The organism is Hyphomonas sp. (assembly GCF_017792385.1).
In the GTDB taxonomy this organism is placed as follows: domain Bacteria; phylum Pseudomonadota; class Alphaproteobacteria; order Caulobacterales; family Hyphomonadaceae; genus Hyphomonas.
The window spans coordinates 3,164,790-3,178,670 of record NZ_CP051230.1; the positions used below are offsets into that span (position 1 = coordinate 3,164,790).

The window sequence follows — 13,881 nt, forward strand, 5'->3', positions numbered from 1 at the left end:
GTTAAAACTGCGCATCCACGCCCCAAATTAACCCCCAAATACCATACTTCTCCAAGTAATTGCACGATATTCCGGGTCCTTTCTCTCAAAAAGGTCGTTCCGGTGCGATATTGTGACGTGAGCGCGCACGCATGGTTGCGACTTGACCTCCTGAAGCGTAAATACCGCGAACCCAGCAGGAGATTCCCATCATGGCAGATACCGCCCAGCCCACTCGGTTCGATACGACGGATTTCTTCAATCAGTCACTGGAGGAGCGGGATCCGGACCTGTTCGACGCCATCCGGAAGGAGCGCACCCGTCAGCAGGAACAGATCGAGCTGATTGCGTCGGAAAACATTGTCTCGAAGGCCGTGCTGGAGGCCCAGGGCACCATTCTGACCAACAAGTATGCCGAAGGGTATCCCGGCAAGCGTTACTACGGCGGATGTGAGTTTGTGGACATTGCTGAGGAACTGGCCATCGAGCGGGCAAAGAAACTCTTCAATTGCGGGTTTGCGAACGTGCAGCCGAATTCGGGCAGCCAGGCCAATCAGGGCGTTTTCAACGCCGTCCTGAAACCGGGTGACACGATTCTGGGAATGAGTCTCGACGCCGGGGGACACCTGACCCATGGCGCACGACCGAACCAGTCGGGAAAATGGTTCAACGCGGTCCAGTATGGTGTTAGCCGCGAGGATGACCGGATCGATTTCGTCGAGGTCGAGCGGCTTGCCAAGGCCCATCGCCCCCAATTGATCATTGCCGGGGGATCTGCCTATCCGCGTCAGATTGATTTCAAGCGGTTCCGCGAGATTGCCGACGAGGTCGGGGCGCTGTTCCTCGTGGACATGGCGCACTTCGCCGGCCTGGTGGCCGGGGGCGCCCATCCGAACCCGCTGGACCATGCCCATATCGCGACGACAACAACCCACAAGACCCTGCGGGGGCCGCGTGGGGGCATGATCCTGACCAATGACGAGGCGCTGGCGAAGAAGATCAACTCCGCCATTTTCCCCGGCATTCAGGGTGGCCCGCTGATGCATGTGATTGCGGCCAAGGCGGTCGCCTTCGGCGAAGCGCTCCGCCCGGATTTCAAGGCCTATGCAGCGCAAGTGGTTGCCAATGCGCGGGCCATGGCCGAGGCCTGCAAGGCGAGCGGGCTGGACGTCGTGTCCGGCGGCACCGATACGCATGTGGCTCTGATTGACCTGCGGCCCAAGAATGTAACCGGCCGCGATGCCGAGCACGCCCTGGAACGCGCCTTCATCACCTGCAACAAGAACGGGGTTCCGTTCGATCCCCAGAAGCCGATGATCACCAGCGGCATCCGTGTCGGTTCGCCTGCCGGCACAACGCGCGGGTTTGCCGAAGAGGAATTCACCCAGATCGGCAACTGGATCGGCGAAATCGTGGACGCGGTCGCATCGGGCGACAGCGCCGCGGTCGAGAACAAGGTTCGCGAAGAGGTGAAAGCCCTTACGGCCCAGTTCCCGATCTATAATGGTTTGGGAGGCTGATAGACCTTGCGTTGCCCGTTCTGCGGATCCGAGAACACTTCGGTCAAGGACAGCCGGTCCGCCGAGGACAATACGGCTGTGCGCCGCCGCAGGGTGTGCGAGGCATGCGGAGCCCGGTTCACAACATTCGAACGCGTCCAGCTGCGGGAAATCATGGTGGTCAAACGGGATGGCAAGCGCGTGCCGTTTGATCGTGACCGGCTGACGCGATCCATCACGATTGCACTTCGGAAGCGCCCGGTGGACCGTGAGCAGATAGACCAGATGGTGTCCGGAATTGCCCGCAAGCTGGAAAGTGGCGGCGAAACGGAAGTCACGTCGAATGAGGTCGGCGAGTTTGCCATGGAGGCGCTTCGTCAGGTCGATCCTGTCGGCTATGTCCGCTTTGCCAGCGTGTACAAGGATTTCCGGGACCCCAATGACTTCGCGCAATTCATTGAAGCCACATCGCTGGACGATGAAAGCGACGCGGAATGAGCGGGGTCAAGGTCACCCTCAAAGTGGCCACATCGCTGGATGCGCGCATCGCCCTGTCAGACGGAACGAGCCAGTGGATCACCTGCAGTGAGTCACGTGCGCGTGCCCACCAGTTACGGGCGGCCCATGACTCCATTCTGGTCGGTATCGGCACCGTCCTGGCTGACGACCCATTGCTGACTGCTCGCACCGTGCCACTGCCGAAGCAGCAGCCGGTCCGCATCGTCGCCGACTCTCATGGGCGCACTCCGCGCAGTTCCCGCCTCGTCCAGTCAGCTGCCTCGGGCCGTGTGGTTGTCGCCACGAATGGGCAACCACAGGACATCCTGGCGGCCAGCGGGGTCGAAATATGGCGATGCGGACGCGGCATTCGGGTCGATGTGACAGAATTGGTTCGCCGCGCGGAAATCGAAGGCATTTCATCGATCCTGATCGAGGGGGGCGGGACCCTTGCCGCAAGCTTCATCCGAGCGGGCCTGGTGGACGAAATCGCGTGGTTTCGCGCGCCCATCCTGATCGGCGGAGACGGCCTGCCCGCGCTGGGCGCCCTCGGTCTCAATGCCCTGTCGGAGGCGTCACGTTGGCGCGCTGTCGCGACGGAACGGATTGGGGTCGACGTGCTCGATACCTATGTAAGGGTCTGAATAAGAAACTGAGGGCAGGAAAATGTTTACAGGCCTCGTTACGGATGTCGGCACGGTCCGCTCCGTGGAAGACCGCAATGGGTTGCGGCGTTTCGAAGTGGAAAGCGCCTATCCGCTCGACGAAATTGAAATGGGCGCGTCCATCATGCATTCCGGCGTGTGCCTCACCGTGGTCGACATGGGACAGGGCGAGCGCGGCGCATGGTTCGCAACCGAGGCGGTGCCGGAAACGTTGTCAAAGACGATCCTCGGCGACTGGCATGTCGGGTCGCGGGTAAATCTGGAACAGAGCCTGAAGCTTGGCGACGAACTCGGCGGGCATTTCGTGTTTGGCCATGTCGATGGTGTCGGGCAGGTCGTTTCCGTCGAACCGGAAGGCCAGAGCTATCGTCTCACGATCCGGCCCCCCCAAGGCATCGCCCGGTACTTCGCCACGAAAGGCTCTGCAGCCGTAAACGGCGTGTCTCTGACCGTCGCTGAAGCCTTGCCAAACGGGGATTTCGAATTGGCCATCATTCCGCATACCTGGCAGGTGACGACGCTGGGCGATCTGCAGCCCGGCTCCAGCGTCAATCTTGAGATCGACATGCTGGCACGCTACGTGGCGCGGATGATTGGCGCCGATGCGCCGGAAGGGCAGTAAGCAAGATGAGCAGCGAATTTCACAGCGCAATCTCCTCGATTGACGAGATTATCGAGGACGCCCGCAACGGCCGGATGTACATCCTGGTGGACGCCGAGGACCGGGAGAATGAGGGAGACCTCATTATCCCCGCCAACTTTGCAACGCCGGAACACGTCAACTTCATGGCCCGGCATGGGCGCGGGCTGATCTGCCTGGCGATGACGCAGGAACGTGCGCACACACTGAACCTGGACATGATGACCCGGAACAATCGGGAAAGCATGGGCACGGCCTTCACTGTCTCGATCGAGGCAAAGGAAGGGGTCACAACCGGTATTTCGGCGCATGATCGCGCGCGCACGATTGCCGTCGCGATCGATCCGACCAAGGATCATGACGATATCGTCTCCCCAGGGCATGTGTTTCCGCTGATTGCGCGGGAGGGTGGCACTCTGGTGCGGGCCGGCCACACGGAAGCAGCCGTGGACATCTCTCGTATGGCAGGTCTCTATCCGGCAGGCGTGATCTGCGAAATCATGAACGAAGACGGCACCATGTCCCGGTTGCCGGAACTGGTTGCCTTTGCCCAGCTGCACAATCTCAAGATCGGCACGATTGCAGACCTTATCGCCTGGCGTCGCAAGAATGACCGGTTCATGGAGCGACGCATCGAGGCGAAGCTCGACTCCGGATATGGTGATGGATTCCGCACGGTTTGCTTCCGCAACAAGCTCGACAATTCCGAACACATTGCCATCGTCCATGGCGACGTCACCCCGGACAGTACGACCCTCGTGCGCGTGCACCGTATGGATATCCTGTCTGACGTTCTGGGAGAGAGCGGGCCGCGCCATGGACTGGTCGAGCGCGCCATGCGGATGATCGCAGATGCCGACGAGCCGGGCGTCATTGTTTTCGTGAACACGATGCGGCCGAATATAATCGCCGAACGTCTTGGCCTGAAACCTTCAGTATCTCCGGACCCGACGGCCCCCATCCGAGAGTATGGCGTCGGGGCTCAGATCCTGAGAGACCTTGGCGTTCGCCGCATGATCTACCTGTCCGGAACGCAGCCGTCCCGCCTGGCAGGCCTTGACGGCTACGGCCTGACCATAGAGGGGTGGCGCAACCTTCATGAGGAGAGCAATTGATGGCAGACCGCGTACTCGTTGCCATTTCGCGATACTACAAGCACATTTCCGATGAACTCGAGGCAGGCGCCCTCGAAGCCCTCGAAGCTGCCGGCGCCAAGGTGACGGTCATGGAAGTCCCCGGCGCGTTTGAACTGCCGGGGCTGATCGCCATGGCGGCCGACAGTGGACGGTTTGATGGTGCGGTTGCGCTCGGATGCGTGATCCGCGGGGAAACCACGCACTATGACTATGTCTGCGGTGAAAGCGCCCGAGGCTTGATGGATCTGATTGTCCAGCGCCGCCAGGCGATCGGTTACGGGATCCTGACCGTCGAGAATGAAGAGCAGGCATTGGCACGCGCTGACCGCAAGCGCGGCAACAAGGGCAAGGATGCCGCCGAAGCCTGTCTGGCCATGATCAAATTCCGCAAGGAACTCATTCGGTGACCGACCAGAAGATACCTTTCGAAGTCACTCGGGCGAGGCGGGCGGGAGCGCGCCTCGCAGCAGTTCAGGCGCTCTACGAGATGGAGCAGACCGGCAAGTCTGCCAGGGCCACCATTCGGGCCTTCATGGAGGATCGTCTGGGCATCGGCCCGAACGAGGAGCCGGTGGAAGAAGCCGATCCGGATCTGTTCAAGTCGATCGTGAATGCCGTGGTCACCCACCAGACCGCTATCGACAAGGCGATCCTGGGACGCCTTGCTTCCGGCTGGAAACTGACCCGTCTGGACGCCACGATGCGTGCGCTCCTGCGGGCAGGAGCTGCTGAATTCATTGAGCACCAGCACCTGTCAGATGCCATCATTCTGGATGAATACGTCTCTCTGGCGCACGATTTCTTTGAAGAGCAGGAAGCGAAATTCGCCAATGCCGTGCTCGACAATCTGGGCAAGGATCTGCGCAGCTAGCTTTCAGCTTCAGTCGTCTCCACGCTGCGGCCCCAGCTGCGCATTTCTTCGACAAACAGGTCCGGCGCCTCCATGGCGGCGAAATGTCCACCTCTTGGCATGTCGGTCCAGCGAACGAGATTGTAGGCGCGCTCCATCCAGCTGCGGGGGGCCGGCTTGTAAACAGGCTCACCCGGGAAATTGGCAAAGGCGGTGGGCGTTTCACAGCGAACCCCCTCCGGCAGCGCATTGCCGCCCTCCTGAGCAAAGCCATTGTAGAACCAGACGCTGGTCGCAATCGCGTCGTTCACGAGATAGATCATCACATTGGTGAGCAATTGGTCCTTCGAATAGGTGTCGAGCAGACCGCCTTCGGACAGATCGGACCAGCCATTGAATTTTTCGATGATCCAGGCCGCCGTTCCGACGGGAGAATCCATCAGCGCCATCGCCAGGGTTTGCGGCTTGGTCATTTGCTGCATCAGATACGCACCCTCACGCTGCATCGCATCCTGCATGCCCGACAGCCAGCGACCTTCCTCCTCTGACTGGGGAGTTGCCGGTGTCGGGCGGAATCCGACCATGTTGAGATGGATCGCGCGGCATCCGCCCTTGTCGTCGACCGTTCCATGATGGAGGCCGAGATTGGACGTGACCATGCTGCCCCAATCTCCGCCCTGCGCCAGATAGGAATCATATTTCAGCACGTCGCGCATCAGCGTGTCCCACAGCGCCGCTGTCGCCCGTGGTCCAATGGGGGATTTCGGACGTCCGGAAAACCCGTAGCCGGGCAGGGACGGGATGATCAGGTCAAAGGCATCCTCGGCGGCGCCTCCATTGCGGGAGGGGAAAGCAAGGGGCGAGATGGTTTCCCAGAACTCGAAGACCGATCCCGGCCAGCCATGCGTCAGCAGCAGGGGGCGGCGCCCGCCCGCTTCGCCAACCACATGAACGAAGTGGATCACCTGCCCATCGATTTCGACCTTGTAACTCGGGAACTTGTTGAGGATTTCCTCGGATTTGCGCCAGTCATATCCGGCCAGCCAGTAGCGTTGGATGTCCTTCATGACTGGAGTGGACATGCCATAGGCAAATCCCTCCTCGTTCGCCGGGGCAGGAAACCAGTCATAGGCCTTCACGCGCGCCATGATGGCGTCGAGCTTTTCCTGTGGCACATCAATGCGATAGGGCTTTGCAGTGGGCATGACTTCATCCTCGCTACGGTTCGTTCACCATAGCGAGCCTGCCGTGGGGCAATGCAAGTTAAATCGAGAAACTGGTTCCGCAGCCACACGCAGCGGTGGCATTCGGGTTGTTGATCCGGAACGCCGCGCCGATCAATTCAGTCGTGAAGTCGATCTCGGAGCCTTTCAGGAATTCCAGGCTCATTTCATCAATCAGGACTCTCGCACCATCCCGTTCGAGCACGACATCATCCTCCCCGGCAGCGGAATCGAAATCGAACTTGTAGGAAAATCCGGAACATCCCCCGCCTTCGACAGAAACGCGCAGAAAATCTGCCCCGTCCTGTTTCGCCAGAATCGCATTAATCCGCTTGGCAGCAGAGGCTGTAAGGGTCACATCAGGGGCCATCGTCGTGCTCATGACCTCAACATAGGGATTCCCGGGCCAATGGAAAAGAGAGCAGTGTACGCCACACGGCACGAAGACAGTCGCGGCCGGTATTTTCCGGAGGCACCTTCGGCGACGCGGACCCCGTTCCAGAGGGATCGTGACCGGATCATCCACTCAACCGCTTTCCGCCGTCTGAAACAGAAAACACAGGTATTTGTGGCCCATGAAGGCGATCATTTCCGCACGCGCCTGACCCATTCCCTCGAAGTGGCGCAGATTGCCCGAAGCATCGCCCGAACACTGGGGCTGGACGAAGATCTGGCCGAGGCCCTGGCGCTTGCTCATGATCTCGGTCATCCGCCCTTCGGCCATGCCGGCGAAGATCAATTGGACGCCTGCATGGCAGAGTATGAAGGTTTCGACCACAATGCGCAGACCCTGCGGATCGTCACCAAGCTCGAGGTGCGCTATCCGAATTTCGAGGGTCTGAACCTTACCTGGGAACTGCTGGAGGGTCTGGTCAAGCATAACGGCCCGATGGTGCAGGAGGATACGCCGCTGGACTCTCTACCAGCCGCCTTTCGCGCCTATGCGAATTTCATGGATCTTGAACCTCACCAGTTCGCGGGTCCCGAGGCGCAGGTCGCGGCGCTCTCGGACGACATCGCCTACAACAATCACGATATCGATGACGGGATCGCCGCCGGCCTGTTCACGATCGACGATCTCATGGACCTCCCGATTGTGGGAGATCAGTTCCGGGGCGTGAAGATAGAATATCCCCATCTCAGCGACCGAATGGTGTCGTACGAGGCTGTGCGCCGCCTGATTGGCGTTTGGATCAACGACCTGACTGCGGAGACGGGTCGCCGCGCGCGGGAATATGCGCCGCAGAGCGCAGCGGAAGTGCGCGCCATGTCTGTGCCCCTGGTCGCCTTCTCCGAGGAACTGGAAAGCCGCCAGAGGGCCCTTCGGGCCTTCCTGCATGAGCGAATGTACAAGCACTACACCGTTAACCGGATGCGCAGCAAAGCCAAGCGCATGCTTTCGGAACTGTTCGATATCTTCTTTCAGGAGCCGGAGACCCTGCCGGCGCCCTGGCGCCAGGATGCGTCACAGGCGACCGAAGCCCGCAGAGCCCGCATCGTGTGTGACTACATCGCCGGCATGACGGATGGGTACGCCATCGACGAGCACCGGCGGCTGTATCACCCGGACGTCCTGAGATAGCCACATTGCCGCCCGGTTCAGGTACTAGGCGCATCCTGAAGGGGGCGCGGCTGAGAATCCTGTTGGATATTCAACCGTCGTTAACGAAACGGGCCGTAATTTTAACTCTGTGAACCTTTTTGCGAGGATGATTCCATGGGGCGATATCGGGAAAACGGTGGGGACTACTCCCCGTTTGAAGACGATTACCGCGGATTCGACGTGCGCGAGGATGATGCTGCGCGCGGTCCGCTGATCCTAGCCCTCGCCGTCGGCGTGCTGCTCGTCTTCGGCGCTGTCGTCTGGAATACCTACCGGCAGGGAGTTCGGGCCAATGGCGCTGGTATTCCCAGCGTGATTGCCGACGCCCAGCCCTACAAGCGCGCCCCCGAAGACCGCGGTGGAACGGCCGTCCCCGACACGGACAAGCGCTTCTACGACCAGATGGACGATTCCGAACGGGCGGAATCAGACTTAAAGGACTTCGCAGAGGCGGGCGGCGAGTCGGACGGCATGTTGCAGGGCGGCCCGCCGATAGAGTTGCGGCCCGGCCGCGAAGGGACCGGGCCGGATGATGACCAGGTGCGCGCCCTCGCGGATCTCGAAACCATGCCCGAAGACGAGGATGAGCCTATCGGCGGTGTGCGCACGCAGACCGTTCCGGAAGGCTCCCGGCAACCTGTCGAGATGGCCCGCACAGGTGACACCATCGCCCCCGCGCCGCTCAGCCAGCCAAGGGCTCCCGAACCGGTCGTTGCGGAGAACGAGTTCGATTTCGTCCAGGACGGGAGCTATCTCGTCCAGTTGGCCGCATTCCGGTCGGAAGAAGCCGCAGAGACCGCCTGGTCCCAGCTCAACAAGGCGAAGCCCGGCCTGTATCGCAGCGCCCGGAAGCAAATCCAGCGGGCAGATCTTGGCGCCAAGGGTGTTTTCTACCGATTGCGCGTTGGGAGTTTCGCAGATCGTGAATCTGCATCCGATTTCTGCGAGGCCGTGAAGGCAGGCGGAGACAATTGCATCGTGGTGACGGGCTAGTGGTCAAGGCGTGCATCCTCAGCGTATCGGGCCCGACGCTCACAGCGGCTGAAGCCAGGCTGTTTGCAACGCAGCAGCCATGGGGCGTGATCCTGATGGGGCGATCCTGCGTGTCGCGCCAGCAAGTCCGCACACTCGTGGATGACATCTGGCAGGCGCTTGGACGGCCCTGTCTCATCTTCATCGATCAGGAAGGTGGGCGTGTTGCCCGCCTGAAGGCGCCGGAATGGCCACTGTTCCCGCGCGGACGGGACTATGCCGACCTCCATGCGCGCGATGCGGAAAAGGGTCTGTCTGCCGCATGGCTCGGCCACCGGCTGATCGCTGCGGAATTGTCGTCCCTGTCCATCCATGCCGATTGCGCTCCGGTCGTCGACCTGCCGGTTGCAGGCGCGCACGACGTCATCGGGGATCGCGCGTTTGGTACCGATCCGGAATCTGTTGCGGCCCTGGCCGGTGCTGCGTTGAAGGGGCTCGCGGCAGGTGGCGTGGCTGGCGTCATCAAGCATATTCCGGGGCATGGACGTTCCATGGCCGACAGTCATATGGAGCTGCCGCGCGTGACGGCAGGCGATAATGAACTCGCAAGCGATTTCGACGCGTTTGCGCGCCTGGCGGACGCGCCAATGGCGATGACCGCCCATATCTCCTATGATGCATTTGACGCCAATGTGCCGGCGACCCTGTCAAAAATCATGATTCAGGACGTGATTCGCCAGCGAATCGGGTTTGATGGTCTGCTGATGACGGATGATCTGGGGATGAAAGCGCTGGGCGGCAGCCTTGGCGAGCGGGGGCATGCTGCGATTGCGGCAGGTTGTGACGTCCTGTTGCATTGTTCGGGCTTCCTGTCCGATCCCGATGCCATTCTGGCCGAAATGACGGAAGTGGCCGCCGCTGCGCCAATCCTGTCCGGCCGGGCGCTGGAGCGCGCCGAGCGGGCGGAGGCTATGTCGACCCGCCAGGAAGAGTTCGATCTCGTCGAAGGATGGCAGACCTTCAAATCTTACTTCCCGCAAATGGCGGGGGCTGCATGAGCGCGGACATGATCTCCATTGACGCGCTCTCTGCAGACGCGCAGGACGCCGAAGCCGGCGACCTGTTCACAGTCGATGTGGGCGGGTATGAAGGCCCGCTGCACCTGTTGCTCGAACTGGCGCGCCGCCAGAAGGTCGACCTTCTGCATTTGTCCATGCTCTCGCTGGCGGAGCAGTATCTGGATTTCATCGAAGAGGCGAAATCTAAGCGGATCGATCTGGCCGCCGACTATCTGTTGATGGCGTCGTGGCTTGCCTTCATGAAGTCGCGCCTGTTGTTGCCCAAGCCGGAAAAGGCGGCGGAAGACGAGCCGACCGGCGAGGAAATGGCGACGCGTCTCGCTTTTCGCCTGAAGCGGCTGGATGCCATGCGAAGTGCGGTTGAAGAACTCGAATCCGGGCCGATCCTGAACAATGTCGTTTTCCTGAGGGGTGCCCCGGTACAGCCGAAAGTGGTGAAGCATACTGAGTTCACGGCGACGTTGTATGAACTGACTCAGGCTTTCGGCACGATACGGGACCGTCGCGAGAAAGAGCGCCCGCACACGATCGAACAACAGCTCGTATTGCCTCTCGAACTGGCGCGGACAACGCTGCGTGCACTGCGAGAGCAGTTGGAACAGTGGTCTTCACTGGACGAAATCCGATCAACCATGACAGACGTGGACCCTGAACTGCCACCTCGGTCTGTCACTGCCAGCGTGTTTTCGGCCGCATTGGAACTTGCCCGTGATGGGGAAGTGGATGTGCGCCAGGATGAACACTTCGCGCCACTTTACTTGCGCAATGCGGGGAACAGAGCAGAGGGGGGCAGCAATGCAACCGCTTGAGAAACACTTGATGACAGACGACACACCTGAAGCGGAACGCGATCCGGTCGCCCAATTGTCATTCGCCTATCGCCGGTCGGAAGAAGCTCTGATCGAAGGGGCAAGTGAAGCGCTGGTCGAAGGTATTCGCCGGGCCGAGGCAATCCTGTTCGCCGCGGGCGAGCCGCTGTCGGCGGAACAGATTGCCGAAACGCTTCCGCACGGGGTCGAGGCCGCTGAAGTCCTCATGGCCCTGCGCGCGCAATATGTGAACCGCGGCGTCAACCTTGTTGAAGTGGCCGGGAAGTGGCGCTTTCAGACCGCTTCCGACCTCGCTTATCTCTTCGTTGAAGAGCGTCAGGTCCAGAAGCGGCTGGGACAGGCCACGCTGGAGACGCTCGCCATCATTGCCTATGGCCAGCCGGTCACGCGGGCGGAGATCGAAGCCGTACGAGGTGTTGCCGTTTCCAAGACAACGATCGATACGCTTCTGGAAACAGGGTGGGTCAAGATCAAGGGGCGCCGCAAGACGCCGGGGCAGCCAATTACCTATGGCACGACCGACGCCTTTCTGGAGCATTTCGGCCTTGAGGGCCTCGAAACCCTGCCGGGCAAGGCTGACCTCGAAGCGGAAGGGCTGCTGTCCGACGTCATACCCGAAGGGTTCCAGATGCCGGACGAGGAAGCGCTCATGGGCGAGGAAATGCCGGAAGACACCCTGCCGGAGGTCGAAGACAGCGAGTCTTTCGTGACGGATTTCATGGAAGATGAAGGCGCCGATGACGATGGCGATATTGCAGATGCCGAGTTGGACAGCGAGTCAGATCTGGCCGATCCGGTTGACGCTCAGCATACCGACGAGGGCGAAGAAGAAGACGACGATGCGCCGGTCAGCGTCTTTGCCTATACGCGGGCACCTGAACGTTCAAAGGCGGATGATGACGAGTTCGATAGCCAGGACGTCAAGGCGGCCGTTATTCAATTGTCGAAACAGCCCCGTACGCCAGAGCAACCCATGGGCCAATGGGAAGACGACGAATAGGTCTGCTTCGGAACGCTGCACATGACCGGTGACATTGCCCGCCGTTTGACGTCTCCGGTTGCGCTTTTCGGCTATGCCATATTTGCGCTCCTGATTGCGCCGGCCATGCTCAACGGGTTCCCGCTCGTCATGTCGGACTCGATCGCCTATTCGGGAGAAGGGGTAAACTGGATGCGGGCGAAATCGCCCGCCCTGTTGATGACCTTGCCCTACAAGGCTCTGGGATATTGGGCCACTCCACTGGTAAACAGTGCACTGATCGCCGGCGCGTGGATGCTGCTGATACGCGCATTCGATCTGAAACCGAACATTTTGGTGCTTCTGGGCCTCATTCTGATCAGCCTTCAGCCGCTCTATGCCAGTGCCGTGCTGGTGGACGCCTGGTTCTTCCCGGCCATCGTGTTGCTCGCAGCGTCTTTGAGGCACTCGCCCTTGATGACGGGGGCGGTTGCAGGCCTTCTTCTGTCGGCGCACGGGTCTGGCCAGATCATGGCAGTGGTGTTTGCGGTCCTGGCATTCTTGCTGTGCCGGTCCCGCCGGCCGGTCTGGGCTGCTGTGATCGCGGCTGTCGTCGCTTTTGGCATGAATGCTGTTCTGGATGCGACCATCGAGCCGGACACGCCTCGGCTCGCCAGGACATTTCCCGCCGCGCGCGTGTTTTCGGTCCAGCCGGAATTGCTGGTGCGCGAAGCAGACCGGTCAGGCAATGTCGTTCTTGAAGAAAGCGCGGCGTTGGTCATCGACCTGAAAGCCGATCCAGAAAACCGGTTGCGGCGAGATTTGTTCTGGGATGTCTGGAAGCAGACAGAGGGACGTTTCGATCTCGTCGAGTTTGAATCCCGTCATGCCCTTCCAATCCTGAAGGACGCATGGGTTTATCGTCCATCGGAATTGGTGCGTGCGGTCCTGCAGGATTTTGCGAGCTTTTACGGTCCGGATACTGAGTTTGATTTTCGGCCGGTTCTGTCCGAGACCTTTCCTCCGCCATTTCAATCATCCTGGCAGGCCGAAGGGGTCTTTTCCTCGTCCCCGGCAGAAGGGATAGCCACCTTCATGCGGTACCTGCTGTACGCGATTTTCGTTACCGCCATTCTGTTCTACTGGAACAAGGCCGACCCGCTGACACGACGCAATGTGATTGCCATCACCCTGCTGGTTTTGGCCAATGACTTCCTGTTTGCCCTCCTTTCGGGACCGCCAGACCGGTATCATCATCGCGTTCTGCCATTTCTTGCGGTCGCCATACTGTTGCTTGTGTCGCCGCGGTCTACGCCCCGGAAGGCGGCGGCAGCCGAAATCGACGCTCTTCCGGAAAACGGCCAATGATGTCGTCCTCGGAGGCGCCCCACCCCATATTGTGAAGGATCAGGGGGCGGCCGGTCCGGCTGGCGCGGTCGGATACGATGCCGATGTGCGGCAGGGCCCCCTTGTAGCGCATTGTGTACAGATCTCCCGCCTGCCAGCCAGAACTCGAATCCGGCAAAGACAATACGTGTCCATGCCGCTCGATATAGCGTTCGAGATTGGGTACCCGTCGGTGATCAATGTTCCGGTCCGGACGGGTCAGTCCCCAGATGCTTGGATAGGCGCCGAAGGCGCTGCGCATGTCCTCATGCACCAATTCCTGAAGGTCCATGCCGAATGCGTCGCGATAGGCGCGAATGATCACATCCGTACACACGCCGCGGGATCGCGGTACATCTCCCATCGGATAATCCAGTCGGACATAGGCCGGGTCATAAATTCGTGTCACGCCGATCTGAGCGCGCGCGGCCATGGCCAGACGGGTAGGCCATGGCAGGCTGCGCCTGGCGAGCTGGACCGGGGCCAGGGGCAGACTCAGTCCGGAGAGCAGGAAGGCGCGTCGGGTCGGCATGTCGGCATTTCGCCATGCCGATCCGGCAGCA

At 60.6% G+C, this 13,881-nt stretch carries 16 protein-coding genes; 13 read left to right on the forward strand and 3 right to left on the reverse strand.

Translation table 11 applies throughout. The features are described from left to right. The first annotated feature begins 191 nt into the window (after nt 1-191). From glyA to nusB, 7 genes are read left to right on the forward strand one after another with little or no spacing between them, the layout of a single operon-like run. Nucleotides 192-1,499 (forward strand): serine hydroxymethyltransferase, encoded by a 1,308-nt coding sequence (gene glyA / locus HF955_RS15280; RefSeq protein WP_291076308.1) that lies wholly within the window; start codon nt 192-194, stop codon nt 1,497-1,499. A 6-nt stretch (nt 1,500-1,505) separates the two neighbouring features. Next, entirely contained in the window at nt 1,506-1,976 is a 471-nt protein-coding gene (gene nrdR / locus HF955_RS15285) for a transcriptional regulator NrdR (protein WP_291076310.1), read from the forward strand. After that, nucleotides 1,973-2,620, forward strand: coding sequence for a RibD family protein (locus HF955_RS15290; RefSeq protein WP_291076311.1), 648 nt, complete (start codon nt 1,973-1,975; stop codon nt 2,618-2,620). The genes nrdR and HF955_RS15290 overlap by 4 nt, the downstream gene beginning before the upstream one ends. A gap of 22 nt (nt 2,621-2,642) precedes the next feature. Beyond that, nucleotides 2,643-3,263: a riboflavin synthase gene (locus HF955_RS15295; protein WP_291076313.1), complete on the forward strand. Its 621-nt coding sequence runs from the start codon at nt 2,643-2,645 to the stop codon at nt 3,261-3,263. Between the two features lie 5 nt (nt 3,264-3,268). Continuing rightward, nucleotides 3,269-4,396, forward strand: coding sequence for a 3,4-dihydroxy-2-butanone-4-phosphate synthase (gene ribB, locus HF955_RS15300; RefSeq protein ID WP_291076315.1), 1,128 nt, complete (start codon nt 3,269-3,271; stop codon nt 4,394-4,396). After that, on the forward strand, nt 4,396-4,824 hold the full coding sequence (ribH, locus tag HF955_RS15305; protein ID WP_027837520.1) for a 6,7-dimethyl-8-ribityllumazine synthase: 429 nt from the start codon (nt 4,396-4,398) through the stop codon (nt 4,822-4,824). The genes ribB and ribH overlap by 1 nt, the downstream gene beginning before the upstream one ends. Continuing rightward, on the forward strand, nt 4,821-5,288 hold the full coding sequence (gene nusB / locus HF955_RS15310) for a transcription antitermination factor NusB (RefSeq protein ID WP_291076318.1): 468 nt from the start codon (nt 4,821-4,823) through the stop codon (nt 5,286-5,288). The genes ribH and nusB overlap by 4 nt, the downstream gene beginning before the upstream one ends. On the opposite strand, the gene HF955_RS15315 is transcribed toward nusB, so the two are convergent. Further along, the gene (locus HF955_RS15315) at nt 5,285-6,472 is read right to left on the reverse strand and encodes an epoxide hydrolase family protein (protein WP_291076320.1); all 1,188 of its coding nucleotides are present in this window, start codon (nt 6,470-6,472) and stop codon (nt 5,285-5,287) included. The genes nusB and HF955_RS15315 overlap by 4 nt on opposite strands. Before the next feature lie 58 nt (nt 6,473-6,530). Further along, nucleotides 6,531-6,872 carry an iron-sulfur cluster insertion protein ErpA gene (gene erpA / locus HF955_RS15320; protein ID WP_291076322.1) on the reverse strand — a complete coding sequence of 114 codons (342 nt, stop codon included), beginning with the start codon at nt 6,870-6,872 and terminating at the stop codon, nt 6,531-6,533. A 27-nt stretch (nt 6,873-6,899) separates the two neighbouring features. Here erpA and HF955_RS15325 point away from each other — a divergent pair, with 27 nt between their 5' ends. From HF955_RS15325 to HF955_RS15350, 6 genes are all read left to right on the forward strand, one after another. Then, on the forward strand, nt 6,900-8,072 hold the full coding sequence (locus HF955_RS15325) for a deoxyguanosinetriphosphate triphosphohydrolase (RefSeq protein ID WP_291076324.1): 1,173 nt from the start codon (nt 6,900-6,902) through the stop codon (nt 8,070-8,072). A gap of 135 nt (nt 8,073-8,207) precedes the next feature. Beyond that, the gene (locus HF955_RS15330) at nt 8,208-9,086 is read left to right on the forward strand and encodes an SPOR domain-containing protein (protein ID WP_291076326.1); all 879 of its coding nucleotides are present in this window, start codon (nt 8,208-8,210) and stop codon (nt 9,084-9,086) included. Continuing rightward, entirely contained in the window at nt 9,065-10,123 is a 1,059-nt protein-coding gene (gene nagZ, locus HF955_RS15335; protein ID WP_291076328.1) for a beta-N-acetylhexosaminidase, read from the forward strand. Before HF955_RS15330 ends, nagZ begins: the two co-directional genes overlap by 22 nt. A gap of 8 nt (nt 10,124-10,131) precedes the next feature. Next, nucleotides 10,132-10,953: a ScpA family protein gene (locus HF955_RS15340; RefSeq protein ID WP_291076330.1), complete on the forward strand. Its 822-nt coding sequence runs from the start codon at nt 10,132-10,134 to the stop codon at nt 10,951-10,953. A 10-nt stretch (nt 10,954-10,963) separates the two neighbouring features. Further along, nucleotides 10,964-11,974 carry an SMC-Scp complex subunit ScpB gene (scpB, locus tag HF955_RS15345; protein ID WP_291076332.1) on the forward strand — a complete coding sequence of 337 codons (1,011 nt, stop codon included), beginning with the start codon at nt 10,964-10,966 and terminating at the stop codon, nt 11,972-11,974. Nucleotides 11,975-11,995: 21 nt separating this feature from the next. Beyond that, the gene (locus HF955_RS15350) at nt 11,996-13,300 is read left to right on the forward strand and encodes a hypothetical protein (protein WP_291076334.1); all 1,305 of its coding nucleotides are present in this window, start codon (nt 11,996-11,998) and stop codon (nt 13,298-13,300) included. Here HF955_RS15350 and HF955_RS15355 read toward each other — a convergent pair. Continuing rightward, nucleotides 13,242-13,850: a DUF1287 domain-containing protein gene (locus HF955_RS15355; protein WP_291076336.1), complete on the reverse strand. Its 609-nt coding sequence runs from the start codon at nt 13,848-13,850 to the stop codon at nt 13,242-13,244. The genes HF955_RS15350 and HF955_RS15355 overlap by 59 nt on opposite strands. Nucleotides 13,851-13,881 lie beyond the last annotated feature (31 nt).

What these genes read in the sequence shown, in the direction of transcription:
- glyA (WP_291076308.1), top strand. Translation starts at nt 192, where the DNA reads ATGGCAGATACCGCCCAGCCCACTCGGTTCGATACGACGGATTTCTTC.
- HF955_RS15290 (WP_291076311.1), top strand. Translation starts at nt 1,973, where the DNA reads ATGAGCGGGGTCAAGGTCACCCTCAAAGTGGCCACATCGCTGGATGCG.
- HF955_RS15295 (WP_291076313.1), top strand. Translation starts at nt 2,643, where the DNA reads ATGTTTACAGGCCTCGTTACGGATGTCGGCACGGTCCGCTCCGTGGAA.
- ribB (WP_291076315.1), top strand. Translation starts at nt 3,269, where the DNA reads ATGAGCAGCGAATTTCACAGCGCAATCTCCTCGATTGACGAGATTATC.
- ribH (WP_027837520.1), top strand. Translation starts at nt 4,396, where the DNA reads ATGGCAGACCGCGTACTCGTTGCCATTTCGCGATACTACAAGCACATT.
- HF955_RS15315 (WP_291076320.1), bottom strand. Translation starts at nt 6,472, where the DNA reads ATGCCCACTGCAAAGCCCTATCGCATTGATGTGCCACAGGAAAAGCTC.
- erpA (WP_291076322.1), bottom strand. Translation starts at nt 6,872, where the DNA reads ATGAGCACGACGATGGCCCCTGATGTGACCCTTACAGCCTCTGCTGCC.
- HF955_RS15325 (WP_291076324.1), top strand. Translation starts at nt 6,900, where the DNA reads ATGGAAAAGAGAGCAGTGTACGCCACACGGCACGAAGACAGTCGCGGC.
- HF955_RS15330 (WP_291076326.1), top strand. Translation starts at nt 8,208, where the DNA reads ATGGGGCGATATCGGGAAAACGGTGGGGACTACTCCCCGTTTGAAGAC.
- HF955_RS15340 (WP_291076330.1), top strand. Translation starts at nt 10,132, where the DNA reads ATGATCTCCATTGACGCGCTCTCTGCAGACGCGCAGGACGCCGAAGCC.
- scpB (WP_291076332.1), top strand. Translation starts at nt 10,964, where the DNA reads ATGACAGACGACACACCTGAAGCGGAACGCGATCCGGTCGCCCAATTG.
- HF955_RS15350 (WP_291076334.1), top strand. Translation starts at nt 11,996, where the DNA reads ATGACCGGTGACATTGCCCGCCGTTTGACGTCTCCGGTTGCGCTTTTC.
- HF955_RS15355 (WP_291076336.1), bottom strand. Translation starts at nt 13,850, where the DNA reads ATGCCGACCCGACGCGCCTTCCTGCTCTCCGGACTGAGTCTGCCCCTG.